The organism is Paenibacillus sp. Pae15 (assembly GCF_024519685.1).
Classification (GTDB): domain Bacteria; phylum Bacillota; class Bacilli; order Paenibacillales; family NBRC-103111; genus Paenibacillus_G; species Paenibacillus_G naphthalenovorans.
On sequence record NZ_JALJRM010000020.1, the window covers coordinates 61,659 to 82,220 of the forward strand.

General features: G+C 49.1%; 23 protein-coding genes. 16 read left to right on the forward strand and 7 right to left on the reverse strand.

All coding sequences use genetic code 11. The features are described 5' to 3' along the window. Positions 1–75: 75 nt before the first annotated feature. Complete coding sequence (locus NR121_RS16830; protein ID WP_062408647.1) at positions 76–1,188, reverse strand: MGDG synthase family glycosyltransferase; 1,113 nt, start codon at positions 1,186–1,188, stop codon at positions 76–78. A gap of 125 nt (positions 1,189–1,313) precedes the next feature. Here NR121_RS16830 and NR121_RS16835 point away from each other — a divergent pair, with 125 nt between their 5' ends. The 4 genes from NR121_RS16835 (at position 1,314) to NR121_RS16850 (ending at position 4,994) form a co-directional block, all read left to right on the forward strand. Further along, positions 1,314–1,490, forward strand: coding sequence for an endonuclease/exonuclease/phosphatase family protein (locus NR121_RS16835; protein ID WP_256831516.1), 177 nt, complete (start codon positions 1,314–1,316; stop codon positions 1,488–1,490). A 220-nt stretch (positions 1,491–1,710) separates the two neighbouring features. Beyond that, positions 1,711–2,313 carry a YkoP family protein gene (locus NR121_RS16840; RefSeq protein WP_054818396.1) on the forward strand — a complete coding sequence of 201 codons (603 nt, stop codon included), beginning with the start codon at positions 1,711–1,713 and terminating at the stop codon, positions 2,311–2,313. Between the two features lie 82 nt (positions 2,314–2,395). Then, positions 2,396–4,546, forward strand: coding sequence for a DNA topoisomerase III (locus tag NR121_RS16845; protein WP_256831517.1), 2,151 nt, complete (start codon positions 2,396–2,398; stop codon positions 4,544–4,546). A gap of 37 nt (positions 4,547–4,583) precedes the next feature. Continuing rightward, positions 4,584–4,994, forward strand: coding sequence for a DUF4395 domain-containing protein (locus NR121_RS16850; protein WP_062408644.1), 411 nt, complete (start codon positions 4,584–4,586; stop codon positions 4,992–4,994). A gap of 61 nt (positions 4,995–5,055) precedes the next feature. On the opposite strand, the gene trhA is transcribed toward NR121_RS16850, so the two are convergent. Both trhA and NR121_RS16860 read right to left on the reverse strand, forming a co-directional pair. Beyond that, complete coding sequence (gene trhA / locus NR121_RS16855) at positions 5,056–5,691, reverse strand: PAQR family membrane homeostasis protein TrhA (RefSeq protein WP_054818397.1); 636 nt, start codon at positions 5,689–5,691, stop codon at positions 5,056–5,058. A gap of 115 nt (positions 5,692–5,806) precedes the next feature. Further along, positions 5,807–7,192, reverse strand: a complete 1,386-nt coding sequence (locus tag NR121_RS16860; protein WP_062408643.1) for a hypothetical protein — start codon at positions 7,190–7,192, stop codon at positions 5,807–5,809. A gap of 214 nt (positions 7,193–7,406) precedes the next feature. Between NR121_RS16860 and NR121_RS16865 the strand changes: the two genes are divergently transcribed. The 7 genes from NR121_RS16865 to NR121_RS16895 all read left to right on the forward strand — a co-directional run bounded on the left by NR121_RS16865 (position 7,407) and on the right by NR121_RS16895 (position 13,329). Continuing rightward, on the forward strand, positions 7,407–8,411 hold the full coding sequence (locus tag NR121_RS16865; protein WP_062408642.1) for a CobW family GTP-binding protein: 1,005 nt from the start codon (positions 7,407–7,409) through the stop codon (positions 8,409–8,411). Positions 8,412–8,477: 66 nt separating this feature from the next. Next, positions 8,478–8,933 carry a Fur family transcriptional regulator gene (locus NR121_RS16870; protein WP_054818399.1) on the forward strand — a complete coding sequence of 152 codons (456 nt, stop codon included), beginning with the start codon at positions 8,478–8,480 and terminating at the stop codon, positions 8,931–8,933. Positions 8,934–9,089: 156 nt separating this feature from the next. After that, positions 9,090–9,920 (forward strand): alpha/beta hydrolase family protein, encoded by an 831-nt coding sequence (locus tag NR121_RS16875; protein WP_062408641.1) that lies wholly within the window; start codon positions 9,090–9,092, stop codon positions 9,918–9,920. 386 nt (positions 9,921–10,306) lie between these two features. After that, entirely contained in the window at positions 10,307–10,768 is a 462-nt protein-coding gene (locus NR121_RS16880) for a protein-tyrosine phosphatase family protein (RefSeq protein ID WP_171005798.1), read from the forward strand. 200 nt (positions 10,769–10,968) lie between these two features. Continuing rightward, a complete protein-coding gene (locus NR121_RS16885) occupies positions 10,969–11,826 on the forward strand; it encodes a transporter substrate-binding domain-containing protein (protein WP_137669670.1) in 858 nt (285 codons plus the stop codon). A gap of 107 nt (positions 11,827–11,933) precedes the next feature. Continuing rightward, complete coding sequence (locus NR121_RS16890) at positions 11,934–12,614, forward strand: amino acid ABC transporter permease (protein WP_054818401.1); 681 nt, start codon at positions 11,934–11,936, stop codon at positions 12,612–12,614. Further along, entirely contained in the window at positions 12,607–13,329 is a 723-nt protein-coding gene (locus NR121_RS16895) for an amino acid ABC transporter ATP-binding protein (RefSeq protein ID WP_054818402.1), read from the forward strand. Before NR121_RS16890 ends, NR121_RS16895 begins: the two co-directional genes overlap by 8 nt. Before the next feature lie 83 nt (positions 13,330–13,412). Here the strand turns inward: NR121_RS16895 and NR121_RS16900 are convergent, their stop codons facing one another. The 3 genes from NR121_RS16900 to NR121_RS16910 all read right to left on the reverse strand — a co-directional run bounded on the left by NR121_RS16900 (position 13,413) and on the right by NR121_RS16910 (position 15,254). Continuing rightward, positions 13,413–14,597, reverse strand: a complete 1,185-nt coding sequence (locus NR121_RS16900) for a M20 family metallopeptidase (RefSeq protein ID WP_054818403.1) — start codon at positions 14,595–14,597, stop codon at positions 13,413–13,415. 131 nt (positions 14,598–14,728) lie between these two features. After that, on the reverse strand, positions 14,729–14,914 hold the full coding sequence (locus tag NR121_RS16905) for a hypothetical protein (RefSeq protein ID WP_054818404.1): 186 nt from the start codon (positions 14,912–14,914) through the stop codon (positions 14,729–14,731). A 184-nt stretch (positions 14,915–15,098) separates the two neighbouring features. Continuing rightward, the gene (locus NR121_RS16910) at positions 15,099–15,254 is read right to left on the reverse strand and encodes an aspartyl-phosphate phosphatase Spo0E family protein (protein ID WP_249929428.1); all 156 of its coding nucleotides are present in this window, start codon (positions 15,252–15,254) and stop codon (positions 15,099–15,101) included. Positions 15,255–15,455: 201 nt separating this feature from the next. On the opposite strand from NR121_RS16910, the gene NR121_RS16915 reads away from it, so the two are divergent. The 3 genes from NR121_RS16915 to NR121_RS16925 all read left to right on the forward strand — a co-directional run bounded on the left by NR121_RS16915 (position 15,456) and on the right by NR121_RS16925 (position 17,016). Next, entirely contained in the window at positions 15,456–15,602 is a 147-nt protein-coding gene (locus NR121_RS16915) for a hypothetical protein (protein WP_174349962.1), read from the forward strand. Positions 15,603–15,724: 122 nt separating this feature from the next. Further along, complete coding sequence (locus tag NR121_RS16920) at positions 15,725–16,210, forward strand: DinB family protein (RefSeq protein ID WP_054818405.1); 486 nt, start codon at positions 15,725–15,727, stop codon at positions 16,208–16,210. Positions 16,211–16,284: 74 nt separating this feature from the next. Then, positions 16,285–17,016 carry a phosphonate ABC transporter ATP-binding protein gene (locus NR121_RS16925; protein WP_062408636.1) on the forward strand — a complete coding sequence of 244 codons (732 nt, stop codon included), beginning with the start codon at positions 16,285–16,287 and terminating at the stop codon, positions 17,014–17,016. A gap of 63 nt (positions 17,017–17,079) precedes the next feature. Here the strand turns inward: NR121_RS16925 and NR121_RS16930 are convergent, their stop codons facing one another. After that, positions 17,080–18,063 carry a YpdA family putative bacillithiol disulfide reductase gene (locus tag NR121_RS16930; RefSeq protein ID WP_054818406.1) on the reverse strand — a complete coding sequence of 328 codons (984 nt, stop codon included), beginning with the start codon at positions 18,061–18,063 and terminating at the stop codon, positions 17,080–17,082. A 333-nt stretch (positions 18,064–18,396) separates the two neighbouring features. Here NR121_RS16930 and NR121_RS16935 point away from each other — a divergent pair, with 333 nt between their 5' ends. Both NR121_RS16935 and NR121_RS16940 read left to right on the forward strand, forming a co-directional pair. After that, the gene (locus NR121_RS16935; protein ID WP_062408635.1) at positions 18,397–18,933 is read left to right on the forward strand and encodes an NfeD family protein; all 537 of its coding nucleotides are present in this window, start codon (positions 18,397–18,399) and stop codon (positions 18,931–18,933) included. A gap of 13 nt (positions 18,934–18,946) precedes the next feature. After that, entirely contained in the window at positions 18,947–20,464 is a 1,518-nt protein-coding gene (locus NR121_RS16940) for a flotillin lipid rafts scaffold protein FloT (RefSeq protein WP_306274564.1), read from the forward strand. The last annotated feature ends 98 nt before the right edge of the window (positions 20,465–20,562 follow it).

Below are 20,562 nucleotides of genomic sequence, written 5' to 3' on the forward strand. Positions count from 1 at the left end.
CCCATGACAGCCATCATTTGCGCGGCGGAGTGAGGGGCACATTATACCGTTCCAGTTTGAAATTAGCTGTATGCCCTAATGAAGTTGGCATATGCTTTGCAATAACAACGAGATATTTCTATTCGTAATTGTATCGTAATAATGATCTGCATTTCGGCGCAATCCATCACATTGTTCCCGGGAGCTTAATATACTTCCCAATTGTTCTTCCATACTCGCCTCGTGCTTCCAATGGTCGGCCTGGACAATAAGCCCTTGCTGCTTTAAGCTTTGCAGATTGATTTTTTCTTGTCCAGGCAGCGCATGGTAAACAAAAATAGGTATTCTTTTATAAAGGCATTCACTGACCGTTACTCCGCCCGGCTTGGTAATGATGCCATCGATTTGATTGTACAATTCATCCATCTCTTCTCTTGATGTGATATAGGGTAAGGGAGTAATACGGGGATGCTTTAAATTTATCAGATATTCGTGCAAATGCTTATTTTTACCGCATAATACTTTATAGTGGATATTTCCCTTTTTTCCAATTTGACGAACAAGGGAAGGAATGACGCCAGCACCAAGGCTGCCGCCGGAAATTAATACGGTCATTTGGGAAGAGAACACCGATTTTTCTTGATTCTCAGTAATTTTCGGGTGAATCGGTATACCGGTAACAAAAATCCGTTCCTCAGGGACACCTTTTTGCACGAGCGACTGTTTTAGGTCCTTGTTGGGAACGAAATGGTAATCGATATTGCCGCATCCCCACAGATTATTGATAAAAAAATCGGTATATACATTAATAACCGGTACGGAGATTATACGACGGGTCTTTAGACGATTGAGAATATAAGAAGGTAAAGCATGGGTACAAATGATCATATGAGGCTGTTCCTCGCGAACCAGCTTTTCAACAAAATACTGAAAAAGCCACTCGTAGATACGGTAACGCTGCGGTTGCCGCGTCGGTTGGTATACCGACATTCTGTATATCCAGTTGTAGAAATTCGGGAACGAATGAATCCATTTTATGTAAATTTGTGATACGGCAGATTCCATCCTCCCATAGCTGTATTGAAGAATATCCACTTTTTTGCATTGGACAGAAGGCATTACTCCGTGAATATGATCTATTAAAGCTTCTGCAACCTGGTGATGGCCGGTAGATATCGAAAGAAAGGGCATAACCAATATTTTTTTCATCCTTCATTTCCTCCATCAGTAACGGCAATATGCGAAATACAAACTGGGGATAATACGGTAAATAGGATACTACATCATGGCCTTTGACATACATGGTTGTATGATGTTCGCGAGGAGACCGACAGATGGAGATGAAGATGAAGGTGATGACTTTCAACATACCTCATGGACAAGGAATAGACGGGAAGGTAAACCTGAATCGAATTGCCGGAATCATTGAAGAAAGTAAGGCCGATCTTTATCGAGATATCCCATTATATCTCAAGAACAGCATAAGCTTGGAAACGTTTGTTCCGGATTAAGGGAAGCCCGTGTTTTATTGGAAGCCGACGTACAAATAAGAGAGGGTTTGATTTTAGATGTGTAACCACTGCGATCGCTCATTCATGAATGGCCTTGCGAGAGGTTTTCTTAATCCGGAGCAGCATGTATAAGCAGAAACTGATTTTTTCCACCAATGAAATTCCTTTTCACAAGACAAAATAACCATTTCCATGAAAACATTCCAAAGGGGATAAGGACATGAGGTTAAAGTCAATAGCCCTGACCGTTTGGGATATTCTCGATCCCATCTATTATGCCTGTACCCGGTTAAAATATATTGGCGGGGGCGACCGGAAAAGCAGCGCGTTTCGAGTGCGACTTACGTTGTACAAAGGCAGACCGGTATCTTTGGCCGACGGAACGACGATTCAAAAGGGCGATCTCTTGCTGAAAATTCATTTACATAATGTTGTTCTGTTAAAGAACATGCTGGCCTTGAGGAATGAACTGCAAAAAGCAAGATTTCTTTACCGGAGCATTGAAAGATCGCTGCCCGACCTTGCCTTGTATGTTAGAAGCCATCCGAAATGCCATGATATCAAGGGGCTGATCGGGATTACCATGTTAAATCGGGGATACGATAAATTAAGTTTTGAAGCATTTCCCATAACCAGCACAGGGTACAAATGGTTAAAATGGATTAGTTTGATGCCGATCTATCTGTTATCGGTGACGAATCCGTTTAAAAACATGAAAAAGCATGTCCCCACTTACTTGTTTATGTCCAAGGATACGCTATTACAAAAACTTGTGTTGTTTACGCCTAGCGGCGAGCTCAAATCCAACATAAACCGTTCTTGATGATTTATTTTATTTGTTAGTCAAATTTTCAATTTTCTTGATATAATAAGTTGTACGTTCGATACAAGGAGCTGTAACTTCATTGAAATTAATCATCGCCGAAAAACCGGATCAAGGGGCCAAACTGGCCTCACCCTTTAAACATAAAAAACAGCAGGGCTTTATCGAAATATTCCCGAATCCGTTTTTTCCCGAAGGTGCGCTTGTCACTTGGGCTGTCGGTCATGTCTGTGAGTTGGTTCCTCCTGAAGCATATGATCCCGGCCTTAAAAGATGGAGCATCTCTTCTTTGCCGATCATCCCCGAGAAGTTCAAGCATCGGGTAGCTCCTTCCAAAGCCAAACAATTTCAAGTGATCAAAAGCCTGCTTCTTCGACCGGATGTTAAAGAAATCGTTCATGCCGGGGACGCCGGCAGGGAAGGGGAATATATCGTCCGTATTGCGGTTCAATTAAGCGGCGTCAAGAAGCCGATGAAACGGCTGTGGATCTCTTCATTGACCCCGAAGGCGGTAGAGCAGGGGTTTATGAACTTAAAGAGTGAAGAAGCCACCCGGCCGTTATACTACGAAGCGCTAAGCCGCTCTTGTGCGGATTGGCTTGTCGGAATGAACGGATCGAGGGTATACTCGTTGCTGTTTCAGCGGAGGGGCATCAGGGAGGTTTTCTCCACCGGGCGCGTACAAAGCCCTACACTTGCTCTTATCGTTGCGCGCGAGAAGGAAATTCGAAACTTTAAGCCTGAACCGTTCTGGGAACTGAAAGCCAAGTTTGTTACGAAAGATGCACGTTATGACGGAACGTGGTTCAAAGGCGAGCAGTCGAGGTTTACTACTAAAGAAGAAGCGGAATTGGTCAGACAGTTTTGTAAGGGCAAAGAGGCCCGTGTCGTTGATCTCGTGAAAGAACGAAAAGAATTTCAGCCGCCGCAGTTCTTTAATTTGTCATCTCTGCAGGCTGCGGCTAATCAAATATACAAGTATTCCCCTCAGAAAACTTTAAACGCATTGCAGCAGTTGTATTTGGATGGATTTATATCGTATCCACGGTCGGATTCCGCCTATGTAACGCCGGAAGAGGCCAAGCAGTTTCCTGATATACTTGCCAGGCTAAGCCGGCTGGATTCGTTCAAAAGCTATTTTCCGCTTCCTGTACAATCGATTGCCAATCATAAGCGCTTTGTAAATGCCGCCAAGGTCAGCGATCACTATGCTATTATTCCTACTGAGGTCATTCCGCAGCCCAGCCGATTAAAAGACGATGAGCGCAACTTGTATGAATTAATTGTCAAACGACTCATCGCGGCCCATTATGAAAAGGCGATTATCGATTATTCCCGTCTAACTACTTTAGTCGGCGGGCAGGAAACGTTCTTGACGAAGGGGAGGCAAATTGTTCAAGAAGGGTGGCGAACGGTGCTGTATGAACATGACTCGGGGGAAGAATCTGAACTTGAAGTCCTGCCTCCGCTGGTCGAAGGGGATACCGGAGCAGTAGAAGAACTGATGGTGAAAGAGGGTAAAACGCAAGCGCCTAAACGATATACTGAAGGTCAATTAATTACTTTAATGAAAACGGCAGGCAAGCATCTCGAAGATTCGGAGCTCGAAAAGGTGCTTGAACGAACGGAAGGTCTGGGGACGGAAGCCACCCGGGCAGGCATTATATCCGTGCTGAAGGAACGAAACTACATTGAAGTTAAAAAAAACTTGGTTTATGCCACAAACAAAGGTATGATGCTGGTTGAGGCCCTTGGTGACAGTATACTCGCTTCAGCAGAAATGACGGCGAAATGGGAGCAGCGTCTCCACGATATAGGACAGGGCAAAGCTTCGCCCCAATCGTTCATGGAGCAGGTCAGAAAATTATCTCAAAAGATCGTGCAAGACGCTCTGGAAAACGCGAGAACCTGGACCTTTACGGCTCAGCAATTAGAAGAAGGCAAACCGTTAAAACATACGGAAGCCGATTCCGAAGGCCTGGGTCCGTGCCCTAAATGCCAGAAGCCTGTTGTGGACAAGAAAAGTTTGTTTGGCTGCTCGGCCTATCCCCAGTGTAATTTTTCCTTTTCCAAGAAGGTGCTCGGCAAAACCATTTCTGAAACTCAAATCAAGAGATTTTTGAAGACGGGGAAAACGGCTTCGCTGAAAGGATTTAAAAAAGGAGATCGAATGTTCGAGGCAGCGCTGGTTTGGAACAAAGAGCAGCAGAAAGTGTCTTTTGAATTGAAGTGACTCCATAATCAGTTAGACGAAAGGTGGATCGGTCAAGATGAAAGAAATTCCTATTCCTTATGTTCGTGCGAATCAAACGGGGATTGTTTTACTTGTTGTTCTCGCCATTATATTTCAACAGCCCTTTCTAATCGCTGCGTTATGGGCGATACAAGTGATCGGCTTATGGCAGGGCGTACGCGCAAACCTGATTGTACAGCTGGCGGCGCCGCTGCTGCACGGCCGTATTGCCGGAGCTCAGACGGAAGCCGCAGAGCTGCAGCGGTTCAACAATTCGATTGCCGTGATATTATTGACCTTGTCTGTGGTTTCTTTCTGGCTGATGCCCGGCAGTTGGGTAGGCTATCTTTTTGCGGGAATGGTAGCCGCGGCGGCATTTGTCGCGATCTGCGGGTTCTGTGTCGGCTGTTTTTTATATTTCCAATTCAAGCAGCTCCGCAACAGATAAAGTGAAGTGATATGCAAACAGACCGGAGAGTGCCTGATCGGGCCTCCCGGTCTGTTTGTTGTTATTCGGGCAGAACATAGAAATAAACGGTAACGAAATGACAGATGCTGCCGGCCAGTACGAATATATGCCAGATCGCATGATGATAGCGGATTTTTCTCCATAAATAAAAGATGGTACCCAGCGTATACAGCAAGCCCCCTGCAACGAGCCAAACTATTCCCGCCTGAGCAAGCTCTTCTTGCAGCGGACCAAACGCGAACATCACAAGCCAGCCCATCGCGATATAAAATAGAGTGGAGAGCAGAATGAAGCGTTTGACAAAAAACAGCTTGAAAATAATCCCGGCGAGTGCTAATCCCCAAACGATCCCGAATAAGCTCCAACCCAGCGGACCACGCAGCGTCACGAGCAGGAATGGGGTATACGTGCCGGCAATCAGCACGAATATGGCGGCGTGGTCCATGATCGAGAAGATGTCGATCCACCGCTCTTGGCGGGCGCTGTGCAGCAAAGTAGAGGAGACGTAAAGCAAAATCAGCGAAACGCCGAAAACGGTAAAGCTGACGATGTGCCATACGCTGCCATTGCGTAAAGAATGGATCAGCAGCAGGACAAGGGCCGCCACGCTGAGGACGGCTCCGATTCCGTGGGTTACCGCGTTGGCGCGTTCTTCTTTCCAAGGATCGATGATCATTATCATTTCACTCCCATCGGAACATAGGGTCTCCGCCGATTCGTTCAAGGCCGGTCTAGCCAAAGCAGGAGACGTTGATTTCATTGTAACTCCAAACGGAACAAATGACCAATGATCAAATGCAGCGGGGAATCTTGATCCGGCACCCTTGCGGCGTTTGATTGCCCGCCTCATTCTTGAGCAGCCATAGCTCGGGGGTATCCCGGATCCCGGTGATATGCAGTTCAAACGATTCGACAGGGAACTGCTCTGAAGAAAGAACGACCCGATGCCCGTCGACTTGGTTCACGCGCACGGGGATTGCCGGTTCGCTTCCATGGCTCACATAACGGTAATGCTGGCCGCAGGAGGCCGTCCGTACGTCCACGCGTTTGTTGAATTCCAGCACGACGAGGCTTTGCTCGGGACGATGGGCGCGAACCGGCTGAGGTTTGTCCTCATACATCGGAAGCCCGATACTGTATTCGTATGCGGTCCAGAATTGATACCCGTGAGCTCCGGCGGCCGCCGCAAAACGTTCCATCCAGGCACGGCTGCGCCGCATCCGGCGAAGCGAACCGATATCGGTTTGCACACCGATCGGGATGGAAGCATGAGAAGCCCGGATATGGTCAATAAACGGTTTGTAATGCTTTATATAGTCGGGCTTCAGCCGTTCGCGCATCCAATCGGGCCAATGGGTTTGAAGGATATGCACGTCCGGACGCACTGTGCGGATCATAGCGGCGGCGTCAATGCCCTGGTATTCTCTAAGGGCTGGAACGGAATCGTCCCCCGCATTTACAGCAAGGGACCATGTCGCTATCCGTATCCCGGGATTGGTTTCCCGCACCCCGCCTGCGCCGTTGATGAGCTCGTTCAGGAAGCCGTTGACCGCCTGTACACGAAACTCCATCCACAGCAGGTAACGGGCACGGTCGGTTTTATAATAGGCGGGGGAGCCCGGGTAACGAAAGTCAGGCATTTCAGCTCCGCTGAACCTCTTGAACGCGGCTCTGGCCAAAGGACCGACATCCCCGTAAACCCCGCTGTCCAGACCGTTCCATTCCGGAAAATAGGGTTCCGCCACCTCGAAGCCGGTGAAAGGATGCCGGCTGATGAGACGGGAAACGGCGTTTTTTTTCCAAGCTAAATACTGGTGGCTGAACAGGGAGAACCGGTGGAATCCGTCATCTATTTTTTTCAGCAGCGTCATCTGCCAATCCTTCCAACCCGGGGGCAGGTGTCCGGTTCCATAGGCTCCGTTGCCAAGCACCATGGCCCACACCTCCAGGCCCCGATTGCGCAAAGCGGCAATAAGGCGTCCATTGACCTGGGTTTCGTTTGTTACAAAATAACGTACGGCCCGGAATCCGGCCAGCTCCAGCTCTGCCGCGACGCTATCCTCGGATCTGTCCAGATAATAAGCAAATGTTGGATCAATTTGGATGCTAGGCTGCAACTGATGGATGGCAGAGGGGGGTTGAGATTTTTTTCGGGGATCATATGTACGGATAAGCATGCCTCACTGCACCTCTTTCTCCGCTCGCCTTTTTTCTTATATTGTACGCTTCTATGCGTACGGTTTCCAATTTAGAATAAAAAAGGAGGGATAAACGAAGCGGGTCGGAATGGGCGGGACAACCAAACTAAGGTTGTAAAATTGACAGTATAAGACAGCGGGAGTACAATGTACCCTTGAAACGAAACCAAGAACGAAGGCAGAGTGAAGAATAATGAAGCAGCCTGTTTCTGTGCATATATTGACCGGATTTCTTGGAAGCGGCAAGACGACGCTGCTTACCCGGGCATTGGATTACTTCAAGCTCAACGGCAAAAAGCCGGCGGTGCTGATGAACGAGCTCGGGGATGTCAATCTGGACGGCATGATGGTCGATGAGGAAGTGCCTATGACGGAGATGCTTGGCGGTTGTATCTGCTGTACAATTCGCGGGGATTTGGGAATGGAGCTTAAACAGTTGATTCAGGACCATAAGCCGGATGTCGTATTCGTGGAGAGTACCGGAGCGGCCAACCCGATGGAAATGCTCGACGGAATTACGGATGCCTCCATGCTGACGGAGGTTGCGCTCCAATCGGTGATTACGGTGGTTGACGCCGCCCAGCTTGCAGAACGATCGATCAATCCGGCTGGAAGGACCTACCGGCTGATGGCCGACCAAATTCGCTGCGCAACAAGGGTTATTTTGAACAAAACGGATCTCATTCCTCCTTCCGAGCTTTTGCGCCTGGAAGCCGTCATTAGAGAGCTGAACCCTGTGGCTCCGATCATCCCGACCGTACGCTGCGAGATGGATCTAACTGTGCTGGATCATCCGGACGGCGGAGTGAAGGATCGGTATAAAGAGACCCAGGCCTGCCGGTGTGAAGAAGATCACGGCCATGACCGTCATGACACCGTCTGCGGGCATGAAGGGTCTCCGCCTCACCATCACAGCCACGACCATGTCATGGTATATACCCATTATTTTACCCGGCCGATTGACAGCGAACGCTTTGAGGAGCTTGTCGGCCGGCTGCCGCGCAACATTTATCGGGGCAAAGGGGTTCTATGGTTTACCGATACGGCCAGTCCATTCCTGTTTCAATATGCGTACCGCGAGATGGATTTTATCAAAATCGCGCCAAAAGAAAACGTTCCGAACGTTGCCGTGTTCATTGGCGAGCATTTCGACAAAACCGCTCTGGCAGAGCAGTTAACCGCGCTCGAAAACCGATGAATCTTGACTCACGGCGCGTATTCAGGCATTATTAATAGTATCCAGGCGCAAAACGGAGAGGTAGCTATGGCCATTCATGAGCATGACACGGAAACGACAATTGAAGAAATCTTAAAGGCAATGTCGGCAAAGGGCTGGCGCATTACCGACCAGCGGAAAAGTCTTGCCGGTCTGTTTGCCGAATCGAGAGGTTATTTGGCTCCCAAGGATGTCTATGAGTATATGAGACAGCAGTATCCTGGAGTGAGCTTTGATACGGTGTACCGCAACCTCCGGCTGTTAACCGAGATGGGAGTGCTGGAGCAAATTTATTTGAACGACGGATTGAAGTTCCGCGCCAGATGCGAGTCGCATCACCATCATCATCTCATATGCATCAGCTGCGAGAGGACGATTCCCTTTGAATTTTGTCCAATGAAGCAGATGGATGGCGTACCGACTGATTTTCAAGTGCTCAATCACCGGTTTGAAATATTGGGATACTGCGGCGACTGCACACCTGTGAATGCGAAGCAGCAATAACTTTTACTCAAATAGCATGAAAACTTCTCTGTCCGCAAAGGCAGAGTTTTTTTCGTTTGACAGTATATCGGGCAGGGTGCTATTATAGCGATAAAACACACTAAAAACATCGGAATAATATATTTTAGGAGATTTGTAAAAGGAGCGGAAGTCATCATGGAACATCATATTACGATACAAAGCGGGGAACAGGAGCTCGCGGCCACGCTTCACTACCCGGTATCGGGGAATAGGAACGGCAATTCTATAAATGAGAAGTACCCTATCATTATTATCGCTCACGGTTTTGTCGGAAGCAGGATTGGAGTAGACCGGTTATTCGTGCTTGCGGCCAGGGAATATGCGCGAAACGGATATATGGTGCTCCGATTCGACTACGGGGGCTGCGGTGAAAGCACAGGCGATTATGGAAGTGGCGGGCTCGATGCGATGATCGATCAAACGCGCTCCGTCCTTGACTATGCGCTCGATATCGATTGCGTAGATCCTCAAAAGGTGATTCTTCTGGGGCATAGCCTGGGTGGAGCCGTCGCCATACTGACCGCTGCCCGGGACAAAAGGGTCAAAACGCTTGTTCTTTGGGCTCCCGTTGCTTATCCTTTTAATGACATTGTAGGCATAACCGGCAAAAAGGCATACGAAGAAGCGGTAAAGCACGGTTCAACCGATTACCTCGGTTACTCGCTGAAGCCTATATTCTTCGAATCGCTGGCCAAGCATCAACCGTTCGAGCAACTGCGTAAATTCAGCGGCGATGTGTTCCTTGTCCACGGTACTGCAGACGAAGTAATTCCGGTCGATTACTGCTTCTTATACCAAAAGCTGTTCTGGCTCCGCAGTCAGGGACAATGCGATAAAGAAGTTATTTTTCAGGCGGATCATACCTTCAGCGGCGGTCAGGCGAAGGAGCAAGTCATTCATAAAACACGGGATTGGCTGCTCCAGATCGATAAACGCAAGAACGAATGGAACGATTGGGAGATTTGATTTATCCGATGCAAGCATCCTAATCGTCGCGTCTGCCGTAGCTTCTGGCATAATCGACCATCCGGCGATAAGCTGCGGGATCGAGTTTTTTTAAAGGATGATATTGGGGGTGGTTTGAATTCACCTCTTTTTTTAGTCATCAGCTCCAGGTTCTTCGGTGACAAGGGCAAGGTCTGGGGAACCAGAGGCTTCAGCTCCTTATTGGCTCTCAAATCATGGCACACACGGAGCTTTCCCTTGATCGTCTTGCTTTTATACTTTTTTTGTACGAATACATAGCGACCACCTCCTGATAGTGTATGTGTGCTGTAGTTAAAAAAAATTGTGTATTTGTGCATGCTTTGATAAACTTAGTCATAGTAAATCAGGTGAGGGGAGTGGCGGCTGTGGCGGAAAAATCGAAAAAATCGTACCAGGCCTTGGTGGATAACAAAATATTCATCGGCGGAGAGCAGGATGTGCAGTCGTTCATAGAAGAGGAAAAATGCGAGGTCATTGTCGATCTGAGGGCAGAATCGCCTGACGCGCAGCTGGATAAGGAAGGCGTAGTAAGAATCCATATCCCGTTGGTGGATAAAGAAGAGGGACAGGAAAAGTTTCTTAAACAAGCCGTTGATACGATCGTAAAGGAAGCCGAGGCGGGGAAAAAAGTGGCGTTTCACTGTGCGGCGGGACGCAGCAGAGCCGGAAGCGTAGCCATCGGCACCCTTCTTGCCCTCGGACTCAGCGACTCGGTGGATGATGCCGAGGCGCGGATTCAAGCCATCCGTCCGGAAGTCGTGGTTCATGAGAAGCTGAAGAAATCGGTGGCTGAGATCTTTCAACTGGATGATGCGAAAACCGAATAAAACGAAAATCAGAAGCGGTATTTCCCGAAAATGGGGAATACCGCTTTTTCTATATTTTGAACAGGAATAAAATCCCATAGTATTCCAATTGATTATGGTATATTCCATAATAATACATCCTATTATCAACATTCGATATGTTGTAAAACTGGAATCTCTATTATATAATGTTGAAGTTAATGAGAAAGGAGAATTGACCAATGTCAAAATATAAGGCGATTGCACTTATGCTGATGAGCTTGCTGCTGATCATCACTGCCTGCGGGACAAAGCCTGCTGCGACGACGGAACAAACAGGCGGAGGAGACCATTCATCCCAAACCGCGCAGCAAACACAATCAACGTTGGAGAAAATTAAGCAAGCCGGCAAAATCGTGGTCGGTACCAGCGCCGATTATCCTCCTTACGAATTTCATAAAGAGATTAACAAAAAAGATGAGATTGTCGGCTTTGACATCGAAATAGCCAAAGAGATTGCGAAGGATCTGGGAGTTGAGCTGGAGATCAGAGACATGAAATTCGAAGGACTGCTGGCAGCGCTGCAAGCCGGTAATGTGGATTTTGTGATTTCGGGGATGACGCCGTCTCCTGAGCGCATGAATGCTATTGATTTTACCAAAATATATTATACGGCTGTCCAAAAGGTTGTCGTTCGTGCAGAGGATAAAGATCGATTCAATACGATTGAATCCTTGAAGGGGATGAAAGTGGGGGCCCAGAAAGGCGCGACTCAGGAAAAGATCGTGAAAGAACAGATGCCAGGCTCTGAAGTGAAGCCGCTTGGCAAAATTTCCGACCTGATGATGGAATTGAAAAACAAAAAAATTGATGCTCTTGTAGTGGAACTGCCTGTTGCTGAGGCTTACCTGACGAAGAACAAGGATTTGGTTATCTCGGATATCAAGCTGGCTTCTGAGGACAGCGGTTCTGCGATTGCCGTCAAGAAGGGCAGATCCGACCTTGTGGAAGCGATGAACCAAACGTTGGACAGGCTGATTCAGGATAAATCGATTGATAAGATGGTTGCCGAAGCGAATGAGCTGGTGGAAGCACAGTAATTCGGCCTGGTCTATGAAAATGATCGGACAAAAACCTGAGCGGAGCGTTTTCCGGCGGGTTTTTGTTCGGTTATAGGCCGTGTACATAAATAAAAGGAGGGGAACGGATGGATTTTTCATTTTTGCCGACGTACTATATGTTTTTTATTAACGGGGCCAAAATGACATTGATATTGTCCTTTTTTACTGTCATTTTCGGGGTCATTCTCGGTATTGGCCTCGCGCTCATGCGCATGTCGCGTATTTATCCGCTGAAGATTTTTTCCGTGTCCTATATTGAATTTATCCGCGGGACGCCGCTGCTGGTGCAGGTGCTTTTGTTTTATTACGGTTTGCCCAAGCTGGGAATCAAGTTTCCCGAGCTTCCTTGGCTGGGGTCGGCCTTTCCCGACGTGGCGGCATGCATCCTTGCCCTGTCGTTTAACAGCGCCGCCTATGTGGCGGAGACGTTTCGTGCAGGGATTCAGGCGATTGACAAAGGTCAGATGGAGGCGGCCCGCTCGCTTGGGATGCCTCATGCGATGGCCATGCGCTATATTATTTTGCCCCAGGCGTTCCGCAATGTGCTGCCAGCGCTTGGCAACGAATTCATTACCATTATCAAAGACTCTTCCATCGTATCCGTCATCGGGGTGGCTGAACTGATGTACAGCGCAGATACAGTGAAGGGCAACACGTTCCAGCCGTTTGAGCCGTTAATCGTTGTTTCGATCGTTTATTTTATGATGACCTTTGTGTTGTCCAAGCTGCTCGGACTAGCTGAAAGGAGGCTGAGGACCTCTGATTAAAGTAACGGATTTGCATAAGGCTTTCGGGAATAACCGGGTGTTGAACGGTATCGATATCGACATCGGCCAAGGCGAAGTTGTCGTTGTCATCGGCCCCAGCGGGTCGGGCAAAAGCACGTTCTTACGCTGTTTGAACTTGCTGGAACAGCCGACCGGCGGAGATATTGAATTCGAAGGCACCTCGCTGTTCCGCAGCAAGCATGATATCAATCTGCTGCGTCAGCGGATGGGCATGGTATTCCAGCAGTTTAACCTGTTTCCGAATATGACGGTGCTGGAAAACATTACGTTAGCTCCGCGAAAGCTGAAGAAGATGAGCAATGATGAAGTGAACAAGGTCGCACGGGAGCTGCTGAGGCGAATCGGTTTAACCGATAAAGCGGACAGCTATCCGGGACAGCTGTCCGGCGGTCAAAAGCAGCGGATCGCCATCGCCAGGGCGCTTGCCATGTCCCCCAAGGTAATGCTGTTTGACGAACCTACGTCTGCGCTTGATCCGGAGATGGTGGGCGAGGTGCTCGATGTTATGAAAGAGCTGGCTGCCGAGGGAATGACCATGGTTGTCGTCACCCACGAAATGGGCTTTGCCCGAGAGGTTGGCACACGGTTGATCTTTATGGACGGCGGCAAAATCGTCGAGCAGGGCAAGCCTGTGGAAGTGTTCGCGAATCCACAGCATCCGCGGACGAAGGAATTCCTGAGAAAAGTGTTATGAATTTTGAATTTAAACGCACAAACAGAGGCAAATGAGTGAATGGAGCTGCTCATCTGTCTCTTTCTTGTTTCATGATGAATCCGTCAGCTCCCCTGGTGTCCGCTGCGAATGCTGCGTTCAAATTCTTCCCGGATGGAACGGAGCAGGTCGGGATTGACGATCACATCATATGCGGTAAAAGCCAGCACCTTGGCAGCCAGCAGCATGCCCTCGAAGGCACGCGGGAGCATCGCCAGATCGCGAAATTCTTTCGTATGCAGCATGTGGCGTTCATCCACTACCTTCACATAAGGATGAATGGTCGGACAATGGCGCGATACATTGCCCAGGTCAAGCGAACCGTGATCCTTGCCGGTTTCGATCATGTCCTCGGCAATGCCCATCGATGTTAAATTTTTCGTAAACAGGTCGGATAATACGCGGTTTGTGATTAATTCATCATATGAAAATTCATAGTTGGACCATTTCATCGTACATCCGGTTTGAAGGGCGGCTCCTTCGGCACAGCGAAGAACCTTCTGTACCACTTCATCGGTATAGGGTCGGTTTGCGGACCGGATGTAAAATTGTGCAGCCGCATAGTCCGGAATAATATTCGGAGCCTTGCCCCCTTCGGTAATGATGCCATGGATGCGGGCGTGGCTTCGCAGCTGCTGACGCAATGCCCCAATCGATTGAAACAACAGCAGAATCGCATCGAGCGCGTTAATGCCTTCATAAGGACTTGCCGCGGCATGAGCGGATTTACCGAAGTATTCGAATTGGATCGCGTCCATGGCGAGCGAGCTGCCGGATTTCTCATATGTATGATAAGGGTGCGCCATCATGGCGATATCGACATCATCGAACAACCCGGCGGCAGCCATGGGAACCTTTGCGCCTTTCGTTTCTTCTGCGGGTGTCCCATAGACGCGGATCGTGCCGCCGATCTCGTCAATTACCTCTTTTAAGCCGACAGCCGCGGCCAGTCCCATCACGGCAATCAAGTGATGCCCGCAAGCATGCCCAAGCTCTGGCAGCGCATCGTATTCACACAGAAAAGCGATTGTGGGGCCCGGTTTGACTGATACGTACGTGCCGATAAAGGCGGTGGGGAGATCGAGGACCGGAGATTGGATCTCGAAGCCATGCTCACGCAGTGCTTCCTTGAGCCGGGACGAGGCTTCCCATTCCTCGTTTCCGAGCTCCGGGTGCTCTCCGATATATTTGGACAGGCTGGTAAACGATTCACTATAACGGTCGATGACCGACGCGATTTGCTGCTTCATAAACGATGTCGCTCCTTTACTGATTCCCTAGTGTGAATCCATTATATATGAAGAGGGCGGAATAAAACAAAAAGATCCTGATGCAAAGGGCTTGCATCGGGATCTTGTTAACGATTTCATTTCAAAGCCGATTACTGAACATTTCTGCGGCTGTCGATAATTTGCTCTTCGAGCTGTCTTTTGATCTTGGCCATGGCGTTGACCTCGAGCTTATGATTATCCCGGAATCGGACGCCGGTAAGAGCCAGAGCTTCATTCAAAGTCAGTTCAACGGAAATCTTTTTCTCCTGCGGTTGTTGATGAGCATCATAATTCATGGTGCATCGCTCCTTTATTATCATTTGAGTGGTGCATCAAGAGAGTACATCAAGCAGGGGGTACAAGGTGCGTATATTGCTTAAACCCTTGATTTTCCTTGTTTTTAATATAACATATCATGTAATATTTATCAAGCCGAAGCACAATAAAGAGGCTCATTGATTTCATTCAACGGCCTCGGATTTATTGGAGTTTGTCCTTCATTCGTAAGAGTTGGATAGATAGAACGAGGCAATCGATCTGTTGGCTAAGCTCGACGACCTTGGGGTCTACAAAGCTTCCCGTCTTCTCGACCAGCACATAAAGCTGGCGCTGCATTCGTTCCATGCGGCGTTTCAATTCAGCTTCTTCCATGAATGTCCTATCACATCCTATAATTGATAGATACCGCTATTCCTTAGAGTATTATAATACGAGGTTAGCGTGAAAATTGTAATTTTTTGTCGAAAACTTTGTTAAATTTTTATGACAAATAACAAAATATGCATAAAAAAGTATTATTATGAAATCATAACCTTAAAATGGGAGGTGATGCGGGACATGGAAAACAAGAAAGCCAATAAGAGAAACAATCCTGATTTCAGAGAAAATAAATTTACGCAAGAGGGTACGATCGTAGAGCCGGACAAAGCGGCCACTCATCCGCCCAGTCTGAATGAGGTCCCAAAGGAAACGAATCCTCAATAGTAAAAAGCCGTTCGCCGAATGAATCTAAAGCTGTCCGAACTGCGGGCGGCTTTTTCCCGTTTTTTCAGGATTTATTATATTCCGTGAATGGATTATGATAAAGGTCAGGGAGGCTGAGAGGAATGAATAATGACTGGCTATGCAAGCTGATCGATTATCATTTTTGGGCGATCGATGCCTGGCTTGCGTATTTAAAACAAATGGAAGAGGACGTGCTGTATACGCCGGTTCCCGGTGTATTTCCTACGATTGGAGAAACACTGGCTCATTTGGCGGATGTCGACGGTTTGTGGTTATCCCGACTTCGGCAGATTCCTTATCCGATGGAAAGGAGCGAACAGCCATCCATCGAAGAGCTGAAGCAGCGGTTTGATCGGCTTCGGGCGGATTACAGCCTATTTTTGCAGAGGGTAAGTGCCGGGGACAGGATCACTTATTCCAATTCAAAGGGTGAAGTATTCTCCAATTCGATACTTGAAGTCGTCCAGCATTTATCGAATCATGGTACATATCACTTAGGCAATATCGCATCGATGATGCGGCATTGGAGTGTGTCCGGCGCTTCCACGGACTTCATCTATTACTTAAGGCTGGCTGAAGGTGAATGAAGGCGCGGTGGTTTTCGGGCCGGGGATCATGGTATAGTATTAGAGATTCATGTGAGTAAAGGAGAATCGGACGGATGATCATTGTACGAAGTTTGAGCAAAACCTTCCCACCCGATCACCGCGTACTGCAGCGTATCAGCTTTCAGGCGGACGAAGGCGATTTGATCGCCCTGCTTGGTGCCAGCGGAAGCGGCAAAACCACTTTTTTCCGGTGTCTGATGCTGAAGGAAAAATGGGATGAAGGCCAATATATTTATGATGGTAAAGATATTACCGGTTTGAATGCTTGGGAGAAATTTCAGCTGCGCAAGCAGTGGGTATATCTGGAGGAAAAACCGGGCTTAAATGAAAAAAAATCGGCTGTTAAAAATGTGCTTTCCGCGCTGCTGTTCAAAAAATCATGGTGGCGCTTTCTCACCAATACGGTATCGGAAGACGATCATATGGAAGCGATGGATTATTTGGATCGCGTGGGACTGCTTGACAAAGCCCACGAGCCTGTTGAAAAGCTGAGCGGCGGGGAGAAGCAGCGGGTAGCCATTTGTAAAGCGTTGATTAAAGGGGCAAGGGTGATCTTTGCAGATGAGCCGGTGTCCGGGCTGGACCCCGAGGCGGCAAGCCGCGTACTGGAGGATCTGCGGACGATCTGCCGCAAAAACAAGATTCTCGTCTTCTGCAGCCTTCATCAAGTTGAGCTCGCAGAGAAGTTTGCCACCAGGATTTGGGGATTGTCGGGGGGAAAGCTGGTTGTCGATATCGCCGGACGCCGTCTGACGCAGCGGGAAAAAGATCTTATTTTTAAATAAGCGCAAGGAAAAAAGGCCGCCTGTCCTTAAAGCCCGGGGCGACCTTTGGAATGATTCCAATGTTCAGGTTTGTTTCTTTGAAGCGATATGAGCGGCAATGCGTCCGCCGTGCAGACGTCCGGTTTCGATGAACACTTCATTGGCATTGGAGCCGGAAGCCGCTACTCCTGCAATGTACAGGCCAGGTACCGTCGTCTCCATCGTGTCCGGGTCGTGCTTCGGCACGCCGCCCGCCTCTATGTTTAATTCGGCGCCTGCTTTGGTCAGCAGGCTTCGATCCGGCCGAAAGCCGGTTAGGGCCAGCACAAAGTCATTGTCCAGCGTTTGCTCCTGCCCGTCCGTTACCACAGTGATCGTCGTCTCCGTAATGTGCGTTACACGTGAACGGAACATCATCCGGATTTTGCCTTTGCTTACCATACTTTCGAATATGGGCAGAACCCAAGGCTTAATGACGGAGGAATACGTTTCCCCGCGGTAAATGACCGTCACGCTTGCTCCTGCGCGAAGCAGCTCCATAGCCGCGTCGATCGCGGAGTTGCTTCCGCCGATGACGGCTACCCGGGTACCGGTATAAGGATGGGCTTCTCTGAAATAATGCGAGACATGGGGCAAATCCTCGCCTGGAATGCCCAGCATATTCGGAGAATCGAAGTACCCGGTGGCCACGACAACATAACGGGTCTGTACTTTGTCAGATGCGCCGAATTTGTTCTGTACGGTCAGCTCGAAGGTGCCGTCGGCTTGACGGGTGATTCCCGTTACCGTCTCATACGAGCGGATGCGCAGCTCACTGCGTTGGGCCACGTTCCGGTAATAGTTTAATGCTTCCAACCGGTAGGGTTTGTCATTCGGAGTGGAGAAAGGATACCCTCCGATTTCAAGCAGCTCCGGCGTACTGAAAAATTGCATATAAGTAGGGTATAAATAAATCGAATGCACAACGCATTCTTTCTCAATAACGAGCGGATTCAGACCGATTCTCTGCAGCTCAACAGCGGCGGACAAGCCGCAAGGACCCGCCCCGATCACAACGACTTCTTCCACAACAAACACCTCGCCTACCTGTAATTAAGGGTATGTACAGCAGTTCCCTTATCATAGTAACCGATTTGACCAGCGGTTTCCAGTTTGCATTGACCAAGCGGTGTTCCCGGGCCGGGCAACCTCATCTTTGATCCTTTTTGCGCTTATTTAGAGCACCCAACCGCTCTTATAGGCGGCCTTGCGTCCGATCCGGTTCAACCCGTGATTCGCGATTTCGGGGGCATGTCGCATTTTGTTCATATTTTTGGATTTGTGAGGTAAAAATGCAACTTTCTAGATGTATGCTGCGTATTACTGATTGTGCACATTTGTTTGAAGTTTGGAGGGAGCATCATGTTGGAGCTGTATTGGGGACTGCTTATTACTGGCGTATTATTTGCGCTAGTGACGGTTGTGTTCGGCGACCTGCTGAGCAGCGCGATAGACGGGATGTTCGATTGGATGTCCGGCGACGTGCTGCATTACTTGCAACCGATGGTGCTGTTTAGCGGTTTGACGGTACTCGGTGGCTCGGGCATTTTGCTTACGAAGTATTCCCCTTTGGCAGCTGCTGCAGTGTTGTTCCTATCTCTGCTGGCCGCCGTTCTGTCCGGGACATTGATCTTTTTCTTATACGTCAAGCCAATGCAAAACACCGAGAATTCGTTGGCTTTCTCCATGCAGGATTTGGTCGGAAGGATCGGGGAGGTGTCGGTGCCGATTCCGGCCCAAGGCTGCGGGGAGGTTGTGATGCAGATGGGCGGAGGCGTTACGAATCAGATTGCGGAAAGCTTTGACGGTAACTCGATTGAGGCGGGTGCCAGAGTAGTGACGGTGGAAGTGAAAGACGGCACGCTGTTTGTGACCCGTCTGGACGAACCCAAGTTGTAAAGGAGAGATGGGAATGGTATTAACTGAACTTTTGACAATTCCAATCATTGTTGTCGGTGTGATCGTCGTACTGGGGCTTGCGTTCTGGGCCCGGTACAAAACGGTAAGTCCGGATGAGGCGATGATCGTCACCGGATCGTTCCTCGGCAGCAAAAATGTATTGACGGACGATTCCGGACGCAAAATTAAAATTGTTCGCGGCGGCGGGTCTTTCATCCTTCCGGTATTTCAGCAAGCCGAATTTGTTTCGCTCTTATCACACAAATTGGACGTCTCCACCCCGGAGGTTTACACGGAGCAGGGCGTTCCGGTCATGGCCGACGGCGTTGCCATTATCAAAATCGGCGGATCCGTCGAAGATGTGGCAACAGCGGCGGAGCAGTTCTTGGGCAAGCCGACGGAAGCGTTGAAGGGGGAAGCGCAGGAAGTTCTGGAAGGGCACCTGCGGGCCATTCTGGGCTCGATGACGGTTGAAGAAGTGTACCGCAACCGCGACAAATTCGCGCAGGAGGTTCAAGGCGTAGCAGCCAAGGATTTGAAAAAAATGGGCCTCCAGATCGTTTCCTTTACCATTAAGGATTTACGGGATAAGCACGGTTATCTCGATGCGCTCGGGAAGCCCAGAATTGCCGCGGTCAAACGCGATGCGGAAATTGCCGAAGCGGAAGCCCTGCGGGATGCCAGGATTCAAAAGGCGCGTGCCGAGGAAGAAGGGCAGAAAGCGGAGCTGCTGCGAGATACGAACATTGCCGAAGCTTCAAAGGAAAAAGAGCTGAAGGTGGCTTCATTTAAAAAGGAGCAGGATACGGCACGCGCGGAAGCGGATCAAGCCTACCATATCCAGGAAGCCCGCGCCAGACAAAGCGTTGTCGAGGAGCAGATGCGAGTCGAGCTTGTTCGTAAAGAACGCGAAATTGATCTTGAAGGCAAAGAAATTTTGCGCCGCGAGAAGCAATATGATGCGGAAGTGAAGAAAAAAGCGGATGCCGATCGTTATGCAGTGATTCAGGCTGCGGAAGCTGAAAAGGCCAAGCAAATGGCGGAAGCGGATGCGAGACAATACCGCATCGAAGCCGAAGCGAGGGCGATGGCTGAGCAGAAGCGGCTCGAAGGTTTGGCTGTGGCGGATGCCGAACGGGCCAAAGGTACGGCTGAGGCGGAAGTCATCCGGCTCCGCGGTTTGGCCGAGGCGGAAGCGAAGGAGAAGCTTGCTCAGGCATTTGAGAAATTCGGTGAAGCCGCCGTACTCGATATCATCGTGAAGATGCTGCCGGAGCTTGCCGGAAAAGTGGCGGAGCCGTTGAAGTCCATCGACAAGCTCACCGTCGTCGATACAGGCAATGGCGAAGGTGCGGCGCGCGTCAGCAACTACGTCACGCAGCTGATGGCCACCGCTCCGGAGATGCTGAAGAACGTAAGCGGTATTGATTTGGAGAATTTGGTCAAACACTTAACGAAGCGTACGGAATCCAACGTTCCTGCCATCCAAGACGTTCCAGCCTCCGTACCGGATTCGAAACCACAACCATAGTCGGATTTACGCGCATTACTTTTTACTATATATTAACAGCATCATATCATGATGAAACGCTTAAAGGCAGCTATTACAGCTGCCTTCCTTTCATAACA